The organism is uncultured Cedecea sp. (genome assembly GCF_947498825.1).
Taxonomy (GTDB): domain Bacteria; phylum Pseudomonadota; class Gammaproteobacteria; order Enterobacterales; family Enterobacteriaceae; genus JGM124.
In genome coordinates, this window is sequence record NZ_CANMLV010000001.1 from 665,696 (window position 1) to 680,714 (window position 15,019).

The 15,019-nt window shown below is 46.2% G+C and carries 12 protein-coding genes; 7 read left to right on the forward strand and 5 right to left on the reverse strand.

Annotation, left to right across the window (positions count from 1 at the left end; all coding sequences use genetic code 11):
* The first annotated feature begins 124 nt into the window (after positions 1 to 124).
* Positions 125 to 1,888 carry a D-lactate dehydrogenase gene (gene dld / locus Q1A40_RS03125; RefSeq protein WP_299997637.1) on the forward strand — a complete coding sequence of 588 codons (1,764 nt, stop codon included), beginning with the start codon at positions 125 to 127 and terminating at the stop codon, positions 1,886 to 1,888.
* A gap of 91 nt (positions 1,889 to 1,979) precedes the next feature.
* Here dld and pbpG read toward each other — a convergent pair whose 3' ends face one another.
* On the reverse strand, positions 1,980 to 2,897 hold the full coding sequence (gene pbpG, locus Q1A40_RS03130) for a D-alanyl-D-alanine endopeptidase (protein WP_299997640.1): 918 nt from the start codon (positions 2,895 to 2,897) through the stop codon (positions 1,980 to 1,982).
* A gap of 277 nt (positions 2,898 to 3,174) precedes the next feature.
* Between pbpG and Q1A40_RS03135 the strand changes: the two genes are divergently transcribed.
* The gene (locus tag Q1A40_RS03135; RefSeq protein ID WP_299997643.1) at positions 3,175 to 3,738 is read left to right on the forward strand and encodes a DedA family protein; all 564 of its coding nucleotides are present in this window, start codon (positions 3,175 to 3,177) and stop codon (positions 3,736 to 3,738) included.
* Positions 3,739 to 3,839: 101 nt separating this feature from the next.
* On the opposite strand, the gene Q1A40_RS03140 is transcribed toward Q1A40_RS03135, so the two are convergent.
* Positions 3,840 to 4,865: a hypothetical protein gene (locus tag Q1A40_RS03140; RefSeq protein WP_299997646.1), complete on the reverse strand. Its 1,026-nt coding sequence runs from the start codon at positions 4,863 to 4,865 to the stop codon at positions 3,840 to 3,842.
* A 466-nt stretch (positions 4,866 to 5,331) separates the two neighbouring features.
* On the opposite strand from Q1A40_RS03140, the gene Q1A40_RS03145 reads away from it, so the two are divergent.
* A complete protein-coding gene (locus Q1A40_RS03145; protein ID WP_299997649.1) occupies positions 5,332 to 6,264 on the forward strand; it encodes a LysR family transcriptional regulator in 933 nt (310 codons plus the stop codon).
* On the opposite strand, the gene dusC is transcribed toward Q1A40_RS03145, so the two are convergent.
* Together dusC and rhlE are read right to left on the reverse strand one after the other, a co-directional pair.
* On the reverse strand, positions 6,259 to 7,191 hold the full coding sequence (gene dusC / locus Q1A40_RS03150; RefSeq protein ID WP_299997652.1) for a tRNA dihydrouridine(16) synthase DusC: 933 nt from the start codon (positions 7,189 to 7,191) through the stop codon (positions 6,259 to 6,261). The two genes, Q1A40_RS03145 and dusC, sit on opposite strands and share 6 nt — an antisense overlap.
* A gap of 226 nt (positions 7,192 to 7,417) precedes the next feature.
* Positions 7,418 to 8,788: an ATP-dependent RNA helicase RhlE gene (rhlE, locus tag Q1A40_RS03155; RefSeq protein ID WP_299997655.1), complete on the reverse strand. Its 1,371-nt coding sequence runs from the start codon at positions 8,786 to 8,788 to the stop codon at positions 7,418 to 7,420.
* Between the two features lie 467 nt (positions 8,789 to 9,255).
* Here rhlE and hlyD point away from each other — a divergent pair, with 467 nt between their 5' ends.
* From hlyD to Q1A40_RS03175, 4 genes are read left to right on the forward strand one after another with little or no spacing between them, the layout of a single operon-like run.
* Complete coding sequence (gene hlyD, locus Q1A40_RS03160) at positions 9,256 to 10,263, forward strand: secretion protein HlyD (protein WP_299997658.1); 1,008 nt, start codon at positions 9,256 to 9,258, stop codon at positions 10,261 to 10,263.
* On the forward strand, positions 10,250 to 11,998 hold the full coding sequence (locus tag Q1A40_RS03165) for an ATP-binding cassette domain-containing protein (RefSeq protein WP_299997660.1): 1,749 nt from the start codon (positions 10,250 to 10,252) through the stop codon (positions 11,996 to 11,998). Before hlyD ends, Q1A40_RS03165 begins: the two co-directional genes overlap by 14 nt.
* Positions 11,985 to 13,124, forward strand: coding sequence for an ABC transporter permease (locus Q1A40_RS03170; protein ID WP_299997662.1), 1,140 nt, complete (start codon positions 11,985 to 11,987; stop codon positions 13,122 to 13,124). Before Q1A40_RS03165 ends, Q1A40_RS03170 begins: the two co-directional genes overlap by 14 nt.
* Before the next feature lie 8 nt (positions 13,125 to 13,132).
* Positions 13,133 to 14,239 (forward strand): ABC transporter permease, encoded by a 1,107-nt coding sequence (locus Q1A40_RS03175; RefSeq protein ID WP_299997665.1) that lies wholly within the window; start codon positions 13,133 to 13,135, stop codon positions 14,237 to 14,239.
* Here the strand turns inward: Q1A40_RS03175 and Q1A40_RS03180 are convergent.
* The gene (locus tag Q1A40_RS03180; RefSeq protein ID WP_299997668.1) at positions 14,201 to 14,608 is read right to left on the reverse strand and encodes a YbhQ family protein; all 408 of its coding nucleotides are present in this window, start codon (positions 14,606 to 14,608) and stop codon (positions 14,201 to 14,203) included. The genes Q1A40_RS03175 and Q1A40_RS03180 overlap by 39 nt on opposite strands.
* Between the last annotated feature and the right edge of the window lie 411 nt (positions 14,609 to 15,019).

Below are 15,019 nucleotides of genomic sequence, written 5' to 3' on the forward strand. Positions count from 1 at the left end.
TTGCCGACACAGGAAGAAGGATAATGCTCCGACTCTCTGTTGTTTTAGATATGATTTGGCATTGCATCAAGTTTTTTCAGCGCTATGCTAAACAGCAATAATTTATGCCCCACAAGGAGTGGACATGTCTGTTCAAAATACTATTGATAATAAGACATTGATAAAAGACCTTACCAGTCAGCTTGGTTCTCAACATGTATTGACCAGCCCAGATAAAACAGCCCGTTATCGTAAAGGCTTCCGATCCGGACAAGGTGATGCTCTGGCAGTAGTTTTCCCAGGATCATTACTTGAATTATGGCGTGTGCTGAGTCTCTGTGTGGCAGCGGATAAAATTATTTTGATGCAAGCGGCCAATACCGGTCTGACAGAAGGCTCGACACCCAACGGTAATGACTACGATCGTGAAATCGTGATTATCAGCACGCGTCGTCTGGATAAATTGCAGTTACTGGATGAAGGAAAGCAGGTACTTGCTTTCCCTGGAAGCAGTCTGTACCAGCTTGAAAAAGCACTGAAACCCTTAGGTCGTGAGCCACATTCGGTCATTGGCTCCTCCTGTATTGGCGCTTCAGTGATTGGCGGAGTATGTAATAACTCCGGTGGCTCTTTGGTGCAACGTGGACCGGCCTATACCGAGATGGCGCTCTATGCGCGGATTAACGAACAAGGCAACCTAACGCTGGTTAACCATCTGGGGATCGATTTAGGCACCACTCCGGAGCAGATCCTCGGTAAACTCGACGATGAACGAATCAGGCCCGAAGATGTAAAATATGATGGTCGTCAGGCCTCAGATAGTGAATATGCCCAACGCGTACGTGATGTCGATGCTGATACCCCTTCACGTTTTAATGCCGATCCTGGTCGTCTGTTTGAGGCCTCAGGCTGTGCGGGCAAACTGGCTGTTTTTGCTGTGCGTCTGGATACCTTCCCCAGCGAAAAACAAAATGAAGTCTTTTATATCGGAACCAACAATCCGAATGTTCTGACTGAGCTCCGCCGTCATATCCTGGCGAACTTTAAGCATTTACCGGTCGCGGGCGAATATATGCATCGTGATATTTACGATATTGCCGCGGTCTACGGTAAAGATACGTTTATGATGATAGATAAACTCGGCACGGACAAAATGCCGTTGTTTTTTAATCTGAAAGGCCGTACCGATGCGTTACTGGAGAAAGTGCCCTTTGTGAAGCCCTATTTCACCGATCGCTTCATGCAGCGCCTTTGCTCCCTGTTCCCGGCACACTTACCTATGCGGATGAAACAATACCGGGATCAGTACGAGCACCACTTATTGTTGAAGATGTCAGGTGAAGGTATTCAGGAAGCTCGCGACTGGCTAAATCACTATTTTCAACAGGCTGAGGGCGGCTTTTTTGTCTGTACAGCACAAGAAGGGGCTAAAGCATTTCTACACCGCTTTGCCGCGGCTGGCGCTGCGATTCGTTATCATGCAGTCCATGCCGATGAAGTCGAAGATATCCTGGCCCTGGATATTGCCCTGCGTCGTAATGATACTGAATGGCTGGAACAGTTGCCGCCTGAAATCAGTGATAAAATTAGCCATAGCCTCTATTACGGACACTTTATGTGCCATGTATTCCATCAGGATTACATTGTTAAAAAAGGAGTCGATGTTCACGAGTTAAAGGCGCAGATGCTTGAATTATTGAATCAGCGCGGAGCACAGTATCCTGCGGAACATAACGTCGGACATTTGTATCAGGCCCCCGAGGCACTAGTGCAGTTCTATCAGAGTAACGATCCGACCAATAGCATGAATCCGGGTATCGGAAAAACCAGCAAATATAAAGGCTGGGCAGAATGTGGTTGCTCACATTCTCATGAAAGCGAAGCGACAGTCTCAAAGCCTACGCATTAATTATTATCGACAAGAATGTTCTGTGCGGGAAGGTCATTTGACCCTCCCGCACTTTTTTGCGTCAATAACTGATGGCATTAATAATCGATAACTAATTACTCGCTGTTTGTAAACTTTTTGCGCGTTTATAATTCAGCGCTTCCTGCGGGACCGGAGTCACTTTTCCGGTTTCAAGCCAGGTACGCAAACGGCTGGCATCGGCAAAATGCGTCTGTTTACCAAATGCATCCAGTACCACCAGCGCCACCGGACGATTATTAATCATGGTACGCATAACCAGACAGTGACCGGCATTATTAGTGAAACCGGTTTTAGTCAGCTGAATTTTCCAGTTTTCACGAAACATCAGATGATTGGTATTACGGAAAGGCAACGAGTAAGCCGGATTACTGAACGTTGCAGTATCTTCTTTCGTGGTGCTGAGAGTCCCGAGCAGTGGGTAGGATTTTGAAGCCATCAGGAGTTTAGTCAGGTCACGGGCGGTCGAAACGTTATTGACTGATAAACCTGTCGGCTCAACAAAACGCGTCTTCGTCATACCCAGGCTTTTTGCTTTAGTATTCATCGCCCGGATAAACGCTTTGTAGCCCCCCGGGTAGTGGTGGGCAAGGCTTGCGGCAGCCCGGTTTTCTGACGACATCAACGTCAATAACATCATATCTTTGCGGCTGAGTTCGCTATTAAGGCGCACTCGGGAATAAACTCCTTTCATTTCGGGGGTCTGACTAATATCCACCTTAAGCTTTTCATTCATCGGTAATCCGGCATCAAGCACAACCATTACCGTCATCAGTTTGGTAATAGAAGCAATAGGACGTACATTATCCGGATGGCTGGAATATAAGACCTTATGGGTCTCTAAATCGATAATCATCGCGCTACCTGAAGCAATTTCTTGCTCAAGAACCGCTTTCTGGACAGTGGCTTTAGCGGCTTCTACCTGCGAGGTAAAAGGCACAGTCATCATGAGGGCCAGACTAAGCAAAGATAAACGGATTTTTTTCGGCATGGTGACACTTCTGTGAAAATGTTCAAAGTAACGGCCCGCGCTTGTGTATTCGCCGAAATGACGTCCCCCTGGCGGTGCGAAAGAAATAATACTCTGACAGCAAGTAACATCGCCAGCTAATCATTAAACCCACTTTGTAAATCAGAGGCTATTTTGTATCTCTTTGTATCTGAATAGAATATTTGCGGTAATTTTTTAATCAGTGTTGCCGCGGTGGCAGGAGGTGGGTAAGCTATAATCACGAATACTCTTTCGCTGATGGAGACTCTCTGGTTCCATGGATATCAATGGACTTATTACACAGTATGGCTACCTTGCCGTTATTATCGGCAGTATTGCTGAAGGCGAAACCATCACACTTCTGGGTGGCGTGGCCGCTCATCAGGGGCTACTGACACTTCCCTTAGTGATTGCAGCAGCAGCGTTTGGCGGTATGGTGGGGGACCAGGTTCTGTTTTTTATTGGGCGCTATTTTGGTCAGTCTATTCTGGCACGCTTTCCTCGCTATCAGGATAAAATAGAGCAAGCACAGGCACTCATACGACGTCATCCTTACTTATTTGTGATCGGCTGCCGGTTTATGTACGGTTTTCGTATTGTCGGCCCGGTCATCATTGGTGCCAGTCGGCTCACTCCTGGTATCTTTATCGCATTAAATATTATCGGAGCCATCGTCTGGGCGTCACTGTTTGTTAGCTTAGGTTATCTTGGCGGAGAAATTATTTATCCGTGGCTTGAATATTTAGACGGTCACTTAAAGTATGCCGTTTGGGTCATTATTGCTTTGGTGTTTGTGATTGCGATCCGATTGTGGTTTAAATCACGTAACAAAAAGCGTTAATAACAGGAACGTGATGTACATAACGAGCCATGTTTTAATCTGAACTCCAGCGATGATGATAAAAAATTGTCGACTGAAGTTCAGAGGCTCATAGTGAATCATTAAAAGATAACCAGCCATCGTTCAGTAGCCCGACCTAATAAAATGAGGTCTTGATTTTTCGATATAATATGAACGTGATCAACTGTATGTATTTTTGATTCATAGTCTGCTTCACTTGTTATATAAATGGTTGCATTATCAAATGGAGCGACATCTGGTATATAAATATTTGGAGACCAGTTTCCGTTACAGAGCCCAATATGAATGTAACTGTTTTTTTCTAACGCCTCACTAATTTGATGCTCTGTTATTTTTTTATTATTTATGAAATTCAGGTTTATAAAATCATTGTTTTTAGATATCTCCCTTTGCATTTTCATTGAAAGATACCCAGGGTCTGCAACATCATTGACGTTATACAGATAGTCAATGCCCCAATCATCGGCATGATATTTACCTGAAAATGGTTGTTTAAATTCTATTGATTGATTCATCGTTCTGTTCCATACATTTCCCGCAAACCATGTACAATTCGTGACCGGAGTATATACACCTTGCTGCCCGACACCTGGAGACATATTAAAATTCTTAGCTATTTCGCTACTTTCTTCATTTAACGCGGGGATTATTTCATTTTCAAGATAGGCAAATTGCTCTGGCATTATTTTTAAACAGAACTGATAAGCAAATCCTCGCTCTGGGCGATCGTTACTTTTATTTTTAGTAAAACCATAGCCCTCATGGTATCCATATCTATGGCTATTTTCATTAGTCACATTTTGGTTTTCAAAAACGATAATCCATGCATGCCCCAGATTCCCGCCACCCAAAATCTGATTTAATGCTTTGACTACTGCCCTGGCTCTGGCATTTTTGTCATCAGGATAGGCAGATGCAGCCTCATCAGCAATATCACAAATAGCGTCTAAATCTGTAGGTTCAGGTTTCCGATTACAGCGTAAACAAATTTGAGGATATCCTACTGAGGGATCTCCCTGTGGCATAATATGTGATTCGTTTTTTAGATTTGTAAGTGTTTTAGGTAAAATAAATTCATTAATATTACTCATAATTAGTGACTTCATTTTAATCTCCAGAAAAATTCATCTAATAAAAAAAGAAGAGAAATTAATTACACCGTTATATATAGCATCATTACAAAATGACAGCCGCTTGGCTATAATAATGCGTGTTTTTACATCCCGAAAAAGAAGACAGACAAACTAACGTTGAACAATGGGAAGACTGAACGTCAAACTATTATTGAGTCTAATGTTTTTAGATGCAAAAATAAAGACATCCGTCACAAAGTCAGGAAAAACATCACTTAATTTAAATACATCAATTAATTACACAGTGAAAACAAATATATAAAAAATTAATTATATACAGAATTATAATTATTACCGATATTCTTTACTGCAACAAAACTTACACGCAAGGAAAAGCGGACTACAGTGATTATTTGTCGAAAAAACAGAATGTGCCCTCCAGATGCTTACTGACACAAAAGAAACAGTGTAGAATAAGGGGCATCAAGCAGGAGCATAAATGACCATTAAAGAACATGATTTTCGTAAAATTGATTTAAATTTGCTGATTGCATTTACAGTGCTGTTTCGTGAACAGAGTGTCTCCTTGGCTGCAGATAAATTGCACCTTGGGCAGCCTGCCGTCAGTGGGGCGTTAGCACGCCTGCGAGAAATGTTCGACGATCCGTTATTTATTCGTAGTGGCCACCGTATGCAACCGACCGCTCGAGCCTGCGAACTACACCGTGAATTAATGCCTCTGCTTGAACAGCTACAAAGCACTTTATTTCAGTCCAGTGAATTCAGTCCAGGATCGACAACCACCAGCATTACGCTTGGGATGAGCGACTGGCTGGAAATGTGGCTAATGCCAACGTTACTGCCCGCACTCAAACAAACCGCTCCCGGTCTGCATATCCATGTGGTCACCAGTACACCGCTGACCGATATGCAACAACTGGAAGGGGGAGAACTGGATATGGCTCTCAGTGTTACGCAGCACAGTGCTCGCTGGCTTGAGAAAAAACATCTCATCAATATGCCCTATCAAGTACTCTGGGATCCGCAACACGTCCATGTCACCTCGCCATTAACCCTTGAAGATTATGTCGCCTGGCCGCATATTCAGCTCAGCAACCGGGAGGCAACCAGCAGTCTGTTAGACCGAACACTGGACAAACAAGGCAAAACTCGCCAGATCGATTACACCACCGCCCACTTTGCTTCCCTCCCGGGCTTAGTACAACAAATGCCGCTGATGGCTACGCTTCCCTCGGCATTAGCGAGTCAATGGCAGCAACGCTATGCCCTGCAAAGCAGCCCACTGCCACTTGATATTCCGGAACTGGAAGTCGCTTTACTCTGGCATCAGCGCCACAATAGTGATACTCCCCTGATGTGGCTGGCTGAGACTATTCAGCAGCTGGTTTCAGCGACGGCAGTATCGTTATAACTTTCCAATAACCTGAGCAATATCAGCGGCGCGTTTGAGTGTTCTAATTTCGCCAAATAACTCAGTCGCTTCGCTATACTCTTTACGCAAATAGCCTAGCCACTGTTTGATACGTGCCACATGATACATACCTGTATCGCCCTGCTTTTCTAAGTGCACATACTTTTGCAGTAATTTCACGACCTCCGGCCACGGCATAGGGGGTTCATGGTATTTTATTACCCGGCTTAAATTTGGAACGTTAAGCGCGCCCCGGCCAATCATCACTGAATCGCAACCGGTCGCTGCCATACAGTCCTGGGCACTTTGCCAGTCCCATATTTCACCGTTCGCCACGACAGGAATCGACAAGCGTTGGCGAATATCACCGATCGCTGCCCAGTTGATTCGCTCTGCTTTATATCCGTCTTCCTTAGTACGCCCGTGGACAACCAGCTCGCTGGCTCCCGCCTGTTGTACAGCATCGGCGATTTCAAATTGACGCGCCCCGCTGTCCCAGCCAAGCCGAATTTTGACCGTCACCGGTAACTCCGCCGGTACTGCGGCACGCATAGCTTTGGCTCCCTGATAAATCAGTTCCGGATCTTTAAGCAGAGTCGCACCACCACCACTACCATTGACCAGTTTTGACGGACAACCACAATTTAAGTCAACGCCCCAGGATCCCAGTTCCACAGCACGTGCAGCATTCTCTGCCAGCCATTGGGGATGTTGCCCCAATAGTTGAACACGTACCAGGGTTCCGGAAGGTGTCCGGCTGGCATGATGAAGTTCAGGACATAATTTCAGAAAGGATTTCGCAGGCAAAAGTTGATCAACGACGCGTAAAAATTCGGTAATACAGAGGTCATAATCATTCACCTCCGTCAACAATTCCCGCACCAGCGAGTCAAGAACACCTTCCATTGGCGCCAGCAGTACACGCATGAATTTATTCCAGAAAAGAAGAGCCTGAAAGGCTCCTGAGGATAATAATAAACCTTAGGTTATCTCTGAATAAACAGAGGCTACCTAATAAAAACCAAGAAAATCAATTTATTGATTTTCATCTGCTAACCACAAAAAAGGAAAAGACACGTTTTATCCTTCTTTGTGGTTAGCAGTCAGAGGAGCCAGAGAGGCTCCCCTGAATAATGGTAAAACTTATTTTATATCAAGCAGAAGCAGGTTTGCGAGGTGCGCGACGACGTGTGTTGCCCCCTGCAGGTTTTGCTCCGCCGTCGCTCTGGTTACTACGGCGCGGGGCATGCTGACGCTCTGACCCCGTATTGCCATTAGCGCTACGACGAGGTTGTCCGCCTTGAGGGCCTCCGCGTCCACCCTGACCACGACCGCCACCACCACGTTGCTGACGGCCATTGACGATAGGTTCGGCCGCAATAGACGGGTCAACATCATAACCAGGCAAAGCCATGCGTGGAATTTCGCGCTTCAATAAACGTTCGATATCACGCAGTAATTTGTGCTCATCGACACAGACTAAAGAGAGTGCCTCACCTGTCGCTGCCGCACGTCCGGTACGGCCGATACGGTGCACATAGTCTTCTGGCACATTCGGCAGCTCATAGTTAACGACATGAGGTAGCTCTTCAATGTCCAGACCACGAGCCGCAATATCGGTTGCCACGAGCACACGGATAGCGCCATTTTTAAAATCCGCAAGAGCACGGGTACGTGCCCCCTGGCTCTTATTACCGTGAATAGCGGCTGCAGTAATACCATCATGCTTCAACTGCTCAACCAGATGGTTAGCGCCATGTTTGGTTCGGGTAAAGACCAGCACTTGCTGCCAGTTGCCTGTACCAATCATCTGTGATAACAGTTCCCGCTTACGCTTTTTATCAACAAAATGCACATGCTGGGTAATTTGCTCAGAGGCCGTGTTACGACGGGCAACTTCAACTTCTTCCGGGTTGTGTAGCAGTTTCTCTGCCAGAGACTTGATCTCATCAGAGAAGGTTGCCGAAAACAGTAAGTTCTGACGGCGAGCCGGTAGTTTTGCCAGCACACGGCGGATATCGTGAATAAAGCCCATATCGAGCATACGGTCAGCTTCATCCAGTACCAGAATCTCAACGCTGTCGAGTTTTACGGCGTTCTGATGTTCAAGATCCAGTAAACGACCCGGAGTCGCGACCAGCACATCAACCCCACCACGTAGCTTCATCATTTGTGGATTAATACTCACACCCCCGAAGACCACCAGTGAGCGAATATTTAAATACTGACTGTATTCACGCACGTTCTCACCCACTTGAGCCGCCAGCTCACGCGTCGGAGTGAGGATCAGAGCACGCACCGGACGGCGTCCCTTCTGTTGCGGCGTGCTATCCAGCAGGCGCTGCAATAACGGAAGTGTAAAACCTGCCGTTTTACCCGTACCCGTTTGAGCACTGGCCATCAAATCACGACCTGCCAATACCACCGGAATTGCCTGACGTTGAATTGGCGTAGGCTCGTTATAGCCCTGCTCTTTCACGGCACGCAAAATATCGGCATTCAGGCCGAGAGAATCAAAAGACATAGGAACTCCAGAACCGCCCTGACCGCTTATACGGTGTAGTTTCCAGGGGGAACATCAAGCACCAGCTTTACGCTGGCGAAAGAAAGGGACACAAACCACGGTGCCGACTGCGGGCAGCATAACATTTTTTGTGATCTTCCGCATATATTCTCATCCCATTATTGTCAGCAAAAGAAGCATTAAATGGATTGGACAGACATCATAAATAAACTTACGCTTAATGAATCAATTTCTTGATTTTTAATAAGTCGCCATAAAAAAGATAGCGGCATATTTAACCTCTTATACCGTGCTAAACGTTCTTATAGGACATCTCGTGACGCACTGAATACAGTAGAAATAATCAACGATAAACTATCGATGCCAAACAATACGGAACAAATCGCTCTTTAACGATGAATCACGTATGACTTCTGAGGTATCAGCCAAAAAAGACTTCAGTTATCGCTCTGCTCAAGGAAGCTGTGATGAACAGTAAAAAAATGCTTGTTGCCATTATCGTTATAGTCATTATTCTGGCAGCCGTTTTTGGCGGCTGGAAAATGTATCAGAGCCAGCAAACATCTCATCTCACTCTGTACGGTAATGTTGATATTCGTAGCGTCAATACGAGTTTTCGGGTTACGGGACGTCTGGCTGCCCTGAATGTCGATGAAGGCGATATTATCAAGTCAGGTGAGCCTTTAGGGCTGCTGGATGATGCCCCGTTTCAGATTGCCGTTCATCAGGCACAAGCCAATGTTGATGCTGCTCAGGCACAATATGACTTGATTATTGCAGGTTATCGTGACGAAGAAATTGCTCAAGTTGCAGCCCAGGTCGATAGCGCCCAATCTGCATATGACTACGCGCAAAGCTTTTATCAGCGTCAACAAGCTATGTGGGCAACACATGCAGTATCTGCCAATGATTTACAGAATGCACGCGTCGCCAGTGAACAAGCCCGAGCCACATTAGCGGCCGCAAAAGATAAACTACATCAGTACCGCAGCGGTAATCGACCGCAAGAAATCGCCCAGGCCCAGGCTGCTCTTCAACAGGCTAAAGCTCAACTGGCACAGGCCCAGCTTAATTTACAAGATACAACACTACTTGCCCCCTCTGATGGCACTATTCTGGTTCGCAGCGTTGAGCCTGGCACCCTACTGAATGCGGGTAACACTGTTCTGACTGTGGCTCTGACGCGTCCGGTATGGATACGCGCTTATGTAAATGAAGCCAGTCTTGGCCAAGTACAACCCGGTCGAGAGGTACTTATCTATACCGATAGTCGTCCTGATAAACCCTATCGAGGCAAAGTCGGTTTTGTTTCACCTACCGCTGAATTTACGCCAAAAACGGTGGAAACGCCGGACTTGCGTACTGACCTGGTGTATCGTCTGCGCATCATTGTCACGGATGCCGATGATATTTTACGTCAGGGTATGCCCGTGACCTTAACCTTTGACGATGGTGCTTCCCATGGTCAGCACTGACAGGCTGATTCGTTTGCAGAGGGTGGTCAAAAATTTCCCCTCACTTGAGCATCCCGCGGTTTACAGTCTCGACTGTGAAATTAATGCCGGAGGTGTTACCGGGCTGGTAGGACCGGACGGTGCAGGAAAAACCACGTTAATGCGCATGCTGGCCGGTTTACTCGCCCCCTCTTCCGGTGAGATAGCCGTTGCCGGTTTCGATCCCATAAAAAACGATCGCGCCCTGCACGCTATTCTTGGTTATATGCCACAAAAGTTTGGTCTCTATGAAGACCTGACTGTGATGGAAAACCTGACGCTGTACGCAGAATTACGCGATGTCGCAGATGAGGTCCGGGAAGCAACCTTTCAGCGACTGCTAAAATTTACCTCACTGAAACCCTTTACAGAACGGCTGGCAGGCAAGTTGTCCGGCGGAATGAAACAGAAACTCGGTCTGGCCTGTACCCTGGTGGGACAACCTAAAGTCCTGCTACTTGATGAGCCTGGCGTAGGCGTGGATCCCATCTCCCGACGCGAATTATGGCAAATGGTGCACGAACTGGCCGATGAAGGCATGCTTATTCTGTGGAGTACTTCTTATCTTGACGAAGCGGAACAGTGCCGGGAAATTCTCTTAATGAATGGCGGTAAACTACTTTACCAGGGCGCGCCACAGGAGCTGACTCAGAAAGTGACTGGTCGGTCATTACTGGTCAGCCATCCCGCTGAAAATAATCGTCAATTGATGCAGCGTTTACTGAAACTGGATCAAGTTTCGGATGCCGTGATTCAAGGTCATGCGGTACGTTTAATGCTGGCCAAAAATACCGCCATTGACACATTTTCTCACGCTATTGATTTACCCGGATTGCATATCACTGAAACAACGCCACGCTTTGAAGATGCCTTTATCGATTTACTCGGGGGGATGGCACTTGTCGAGTCCGCACTGGGGAATATGCTACGCCCCCTGCCACACAACCCTGATGAAACAGTAATTGAAGCCAGAACGCTGAGCAAAAAATTTGGTGATTTTACCGCCACCGATCGTGTCTCTTTTGCCGTTAAGCGAGGGGAGATCTTTGGTTTGTTGGGGCCTAATGGTGCGGGTAAATCGACAACCTTTAAAATGATGTGCGGATTAATGGTACCCAGCTCAGGGGATGCGCAAGTACTGGGAATGGACTTAAAAAAAAGCTCCGGAAAAGCACGTCAACATCTGGGCTATATGGCGCAAAAATTTTCCCTGTACGGTAATTTAACCGTAATGCAAAACCTGCGTTTTTTTTCAGGTATCTATGGCCTTCGTGGTAAAAAACAGACTGCGCAAATTGAGAATATGTGTAAGGCCTTTGCCTTACATGACATAGTCAATAGCGTCACAGATTCTCTGCCTCTGGGATTTAAACAGCGTCTGGCTCTTGCTTGTTCGATGATGCATGAACCCGATATTCTGTTTCTTGATGAACCTACATCAGGAGTCGACCCTGTTACCCGCCGTGAATTCTGGCTGCATATTAATAGTATGGTGAACAAAGGCGTTACCGTAATGGTGACGACTCACTTTATGGATGAGGCCGAGTATTGCGATCGTATTGGTCTGGTTTATCACGGTAAGCTGATCGCGACCGGCACTCCAGATGCGCTGAAACATCAGATTGCAGACAGGATAACCCCCGATCCGACGATGGAACAGGTATTTATCGGGCTTATCGATCAGTGGGATAAGGAGCACAGCCGTGAGCCATCATAATCCTCTGCTATCATGGCGGCGGGTCCGTGCGCTTTGCATCAAAGAGACCCGACAGATCATTCGTGACCCGAGCAGTTGGCTGATTGCTGTCGTGATCCCTCTACTTCTGCTGTTTATCTTCAGCTATGGTATTAATCTTGATTCCAGCCGCCTGCATGTTGGCGTGCTGGTAGAACAACAAAATGGCGATGCCTTTGATTTTACCCATACCATCAGCGCTTCGCCGTTTATTCAACCCACTATCAGTGATAATCGTCAGCAACTGACTCAGCTAATGCAAGCCGGAAAAATCCGTGGCCTTGTGGTTATTCCTCCTGACTTTAATCAGAAAATGGCGCGTCCGGGCGATACCGCCCCTATCCAGATAATCACCGATGGAAGCGAACCCAATACCGCTAACTTTATTCAAGGTTATATGGAGGGGATCTGGCAAATCTGGTTGCAACAACGCGCAGAAAACAGAGGAGAAGTCTTTGAGCCTCTTATTGAGGTACAAACTCGCTACTGGTTTAATCCTGCCGCGATCAGCCGCCATTTTATTATACCCGGCGCCATCACGATTATTATGACGGTTATCGGCGCTATTTTAACTTCACTGGTTATCGCCCGGGAATGGGAACGTGGAACGATGGAAGCCCTGCTTTCCACACAGATAACCCGTACCGAGTTATTACTGTGTAAATTACTGCCTTACTTCGTCCTGGGTATGCTGGCGATGACGCTGTGTATGGTCGTCACCGTATTTATTCTTGATGTTCCCTGGCGCGGATCGCTGTTATTACTGTTTGTCATCAGTAGTCTGTTTTTACTCAGCACCCTGGGAATGGGGCTGTTAATTTCAACCCTGACACGTAACCAATTTAATGCTGCCCAAGTCGCGCTAAATGCGGCTTTCTTGCCTGCCATTATGCTATCGGGTTTTATTTTTCAGATAGACAGTATGCCCGCTATTATTCGCGCAGTAACCTATATTATTCCTGCCCGTTATTTTGTCAGTACCTTACAGAGTCTGTTTCTGGCCGGAAATATCGTCTCAATAATGCTGGTGAATACTCTGTTCCTGATGGCTGCCGCAGTGCTATTTATCGGCCTGACAGCTTTAATCACTAAGCGTCGGCTCGAGTAGGAGAAGAGATGTTTTATCGTTTATGGACCTTAATCCGTAAAGAACTACAATCGCTGTTGCGCGAACCTCAGACACGTGCGTTGCTGATTATTCCTGTGCTGGTTCAGGTCATCATCTTTCCTTTTGCCGCAACGCTCGAAATGACAAATGCCACCATCGCTATCTTTGACGAAGATAATGGCAACCATTCTGTTGAACTCACCCAGCGCATTGCTAAGGCGAGTGCGTTCAGCGAAGTACTATTATTAAGGAGCAGTGCCGAGATTGGGCCTGTAATTGATAATCAGAAAGCACTGTTGGTTATCCGTTTTCCAGAGCATTTTTCCGGTAATCTGACACAATTGCGCCCCACTACATTAAATATCTTGCTGGATGGACGTAACTCAAACAGCGCTCAAATAGCGGCTAATTATCTACAACAGATAGTCAAAAATTATCAGCAGGAGTTAGTGGCTGGTCAGCCGAAAATAAATAATAGTGAGTTAATCGTTCGTAACTGGTATAACCCGAATCTGGACTATAAATGGTTTGTGGTGCCTTCTTTAATTGCCCTGATAACCACCATTGGTATTTTAATTGTCACCTCGCTTTCAGTTGCCCGCGAACGTGAGCAGGGTACGATGGACCAATTGATTGTCTCGCCGCTGGCGACCTGGCAGATTTTTATTGGCAAAGCGGTTCCAGCTCAAGTGGTGGCGCTGGCTCAGGCAACCATCGTCCTGGCGGCAGGCATTTGGGGTTATCAGATCCCCTTCTCAGGTTCACTGCTACTGTTCTACTTCACCATGATTGTCTATGGTTTTTCACTGGTGGGATTTGGACTGCTGATCTCAACGCTCTGTTCAACTCAGCAACAGGCCTTTATTGGGGTATTTGTGTTTATGATGCCAGCAATCCTGTTATCAGGATATGTTTCGCCCGTTGAGAATATGCCGGTCTGGTTACAGGATATCACCTGGGTAAATCCTATTCGGCATTTCACAGACATCACTAAGCAAATTTATTTAAAGGATGCAGATTTTGGAATTATCTGGAATAGCTTGTGGCCACTATTGGTAATAGCGGCCACAACGGGTTCAGCGGCGTACTGGCTGTTTCGACGAAAAATTGCCTGATTTTTCTTTATGGACCAAGGAGTAAATAGCGGGACCCGCTATCATTGCCAGACCTGCGATACTCAGTAATAAAGGGCTGTGTACCACACGTGACAGCAACCAAAGAGCTATCAAGGCTGTGCCAAAATACCAAGTGGTGGTTAACTCTTCGAGAAAATCACCGATATCTCGTAGCATACCACTACGAAAATGCTGAAAGGCAAACATCAAAATGACAGTAAAGATGTAAAGCAGACACAAACCAATCCCGACGGGGATCAGGGAGGCCGTTTTCCAGCCAACTAGCAACGCACCGATAACGGCAAGATGCAGCATAATCTGCCAGCAACTTAACCCGGTAGTCACTCGTATCCGTTGTTGCCACTTCATATTCTCTCTCCTGCGTTCTTTCTTACTGCTATTCAGAGTACGCGAGTGTACGGAAAAATCATCCGTATACGTCCTTTTTGTGACAAAAATTACATTTTATTTACCAAAAAAGTGAAAAATATGGCATCGCGCACCCTCTGAAGAACAAATTTCACTCATTTCCACACATTTTGTCGATCCGGATTTATCATCATTCTCCTAAAAATTTAAATCACTTTTGGGCAACATGGATACCACTAAGGCCAGAACAACTTAAAGGATGATGGGCATAATGCTTTTCCTGGATAACCGAGATGCTCGCTTACATTAGAAATGTTTCACTGGTCGCTATATCAATATTGAATTAAATCCCCATCATGCAATTTTTCCGATTAACTAACGGGTGCCTCTTACTGTCAGATACAGAGATCT

Bases quoted from the DNA above. Each gene is read 5' to 3' on its own strand.
- Q1A40_RS03135 (WP_299997643.1), top strand. From the start codon at position 3,175: ATGGATATCAATGGACTTATTACACAGTATGGCTACCTTGCCGTTATT.
- Q1A40_RS03145 (WP_299997649.1), top strand. From the start codon at position 5,332: ATGACCATTAAAGAACATGATTTTCGTAAAATTGATTTAAATTTGCTG.
- Q1A40_RS03180 (WP_299997668.1), bottom strand. From the start codon at position 14,608: ATGAAGTGGCAACAACGGATACGAGTGACTACCGGGTTAAGTTGCTGG.
- Q1A40_RS03140 (WP_299997646.1), bottom strand. From the start codon at position 4,865: ATGAAGTCACTAATTATGAGTAATATTAATGAATTTATTTTACCTAAA.
- pbpG (WP_299997640.1), bottom strand. From the start codon at position 2,897: ATGCCGAAAAAAATCCGTTTATCTTTGCTTAGTCTGGCCCTCATGATG.
- Q1A40_RS03175 (WP_299997665.1), top strand. From the start codon at position 13,133: ATGTTTTATCGTTTATGGACCTTAATCCGTAAAGAACTACAATCGCTG.
- rhlE (WP_299997655.1), bottom strand. From the start codon at position 8,788: ATGTCTTTTGATTCTCTCGGCCTGAATGCCGATATTTTGCGTGCCGTG.
- dld (WP_299997637.1), top strand. From the start codon at position 125: ATGTCTGTTCAAAATACTATTGATAATAAGACATTGATAAAAGACCTT.
- dusC (WP_299997652.1), bottom strand. From the start codon at position 7,191: ATGCGTGTACTGCTGGCGCCAATGGAAGGTGTTCTTGACTCGCTGGTG.
- hlyD (WP_299997658.1), top strand. From the start codon at position 9,256: ATGAACAGTAAAAAAATGCTTGTTGCCATTATCGTTATAGTCATTATT.
- Q1A40_RS03165 (WP_299997660.1), top strand. From the start codon at position 10,250: ATGGTCAGCACTGACAGGCTGATTCGTTTGCAGAGGGTGGTCAAAAAT.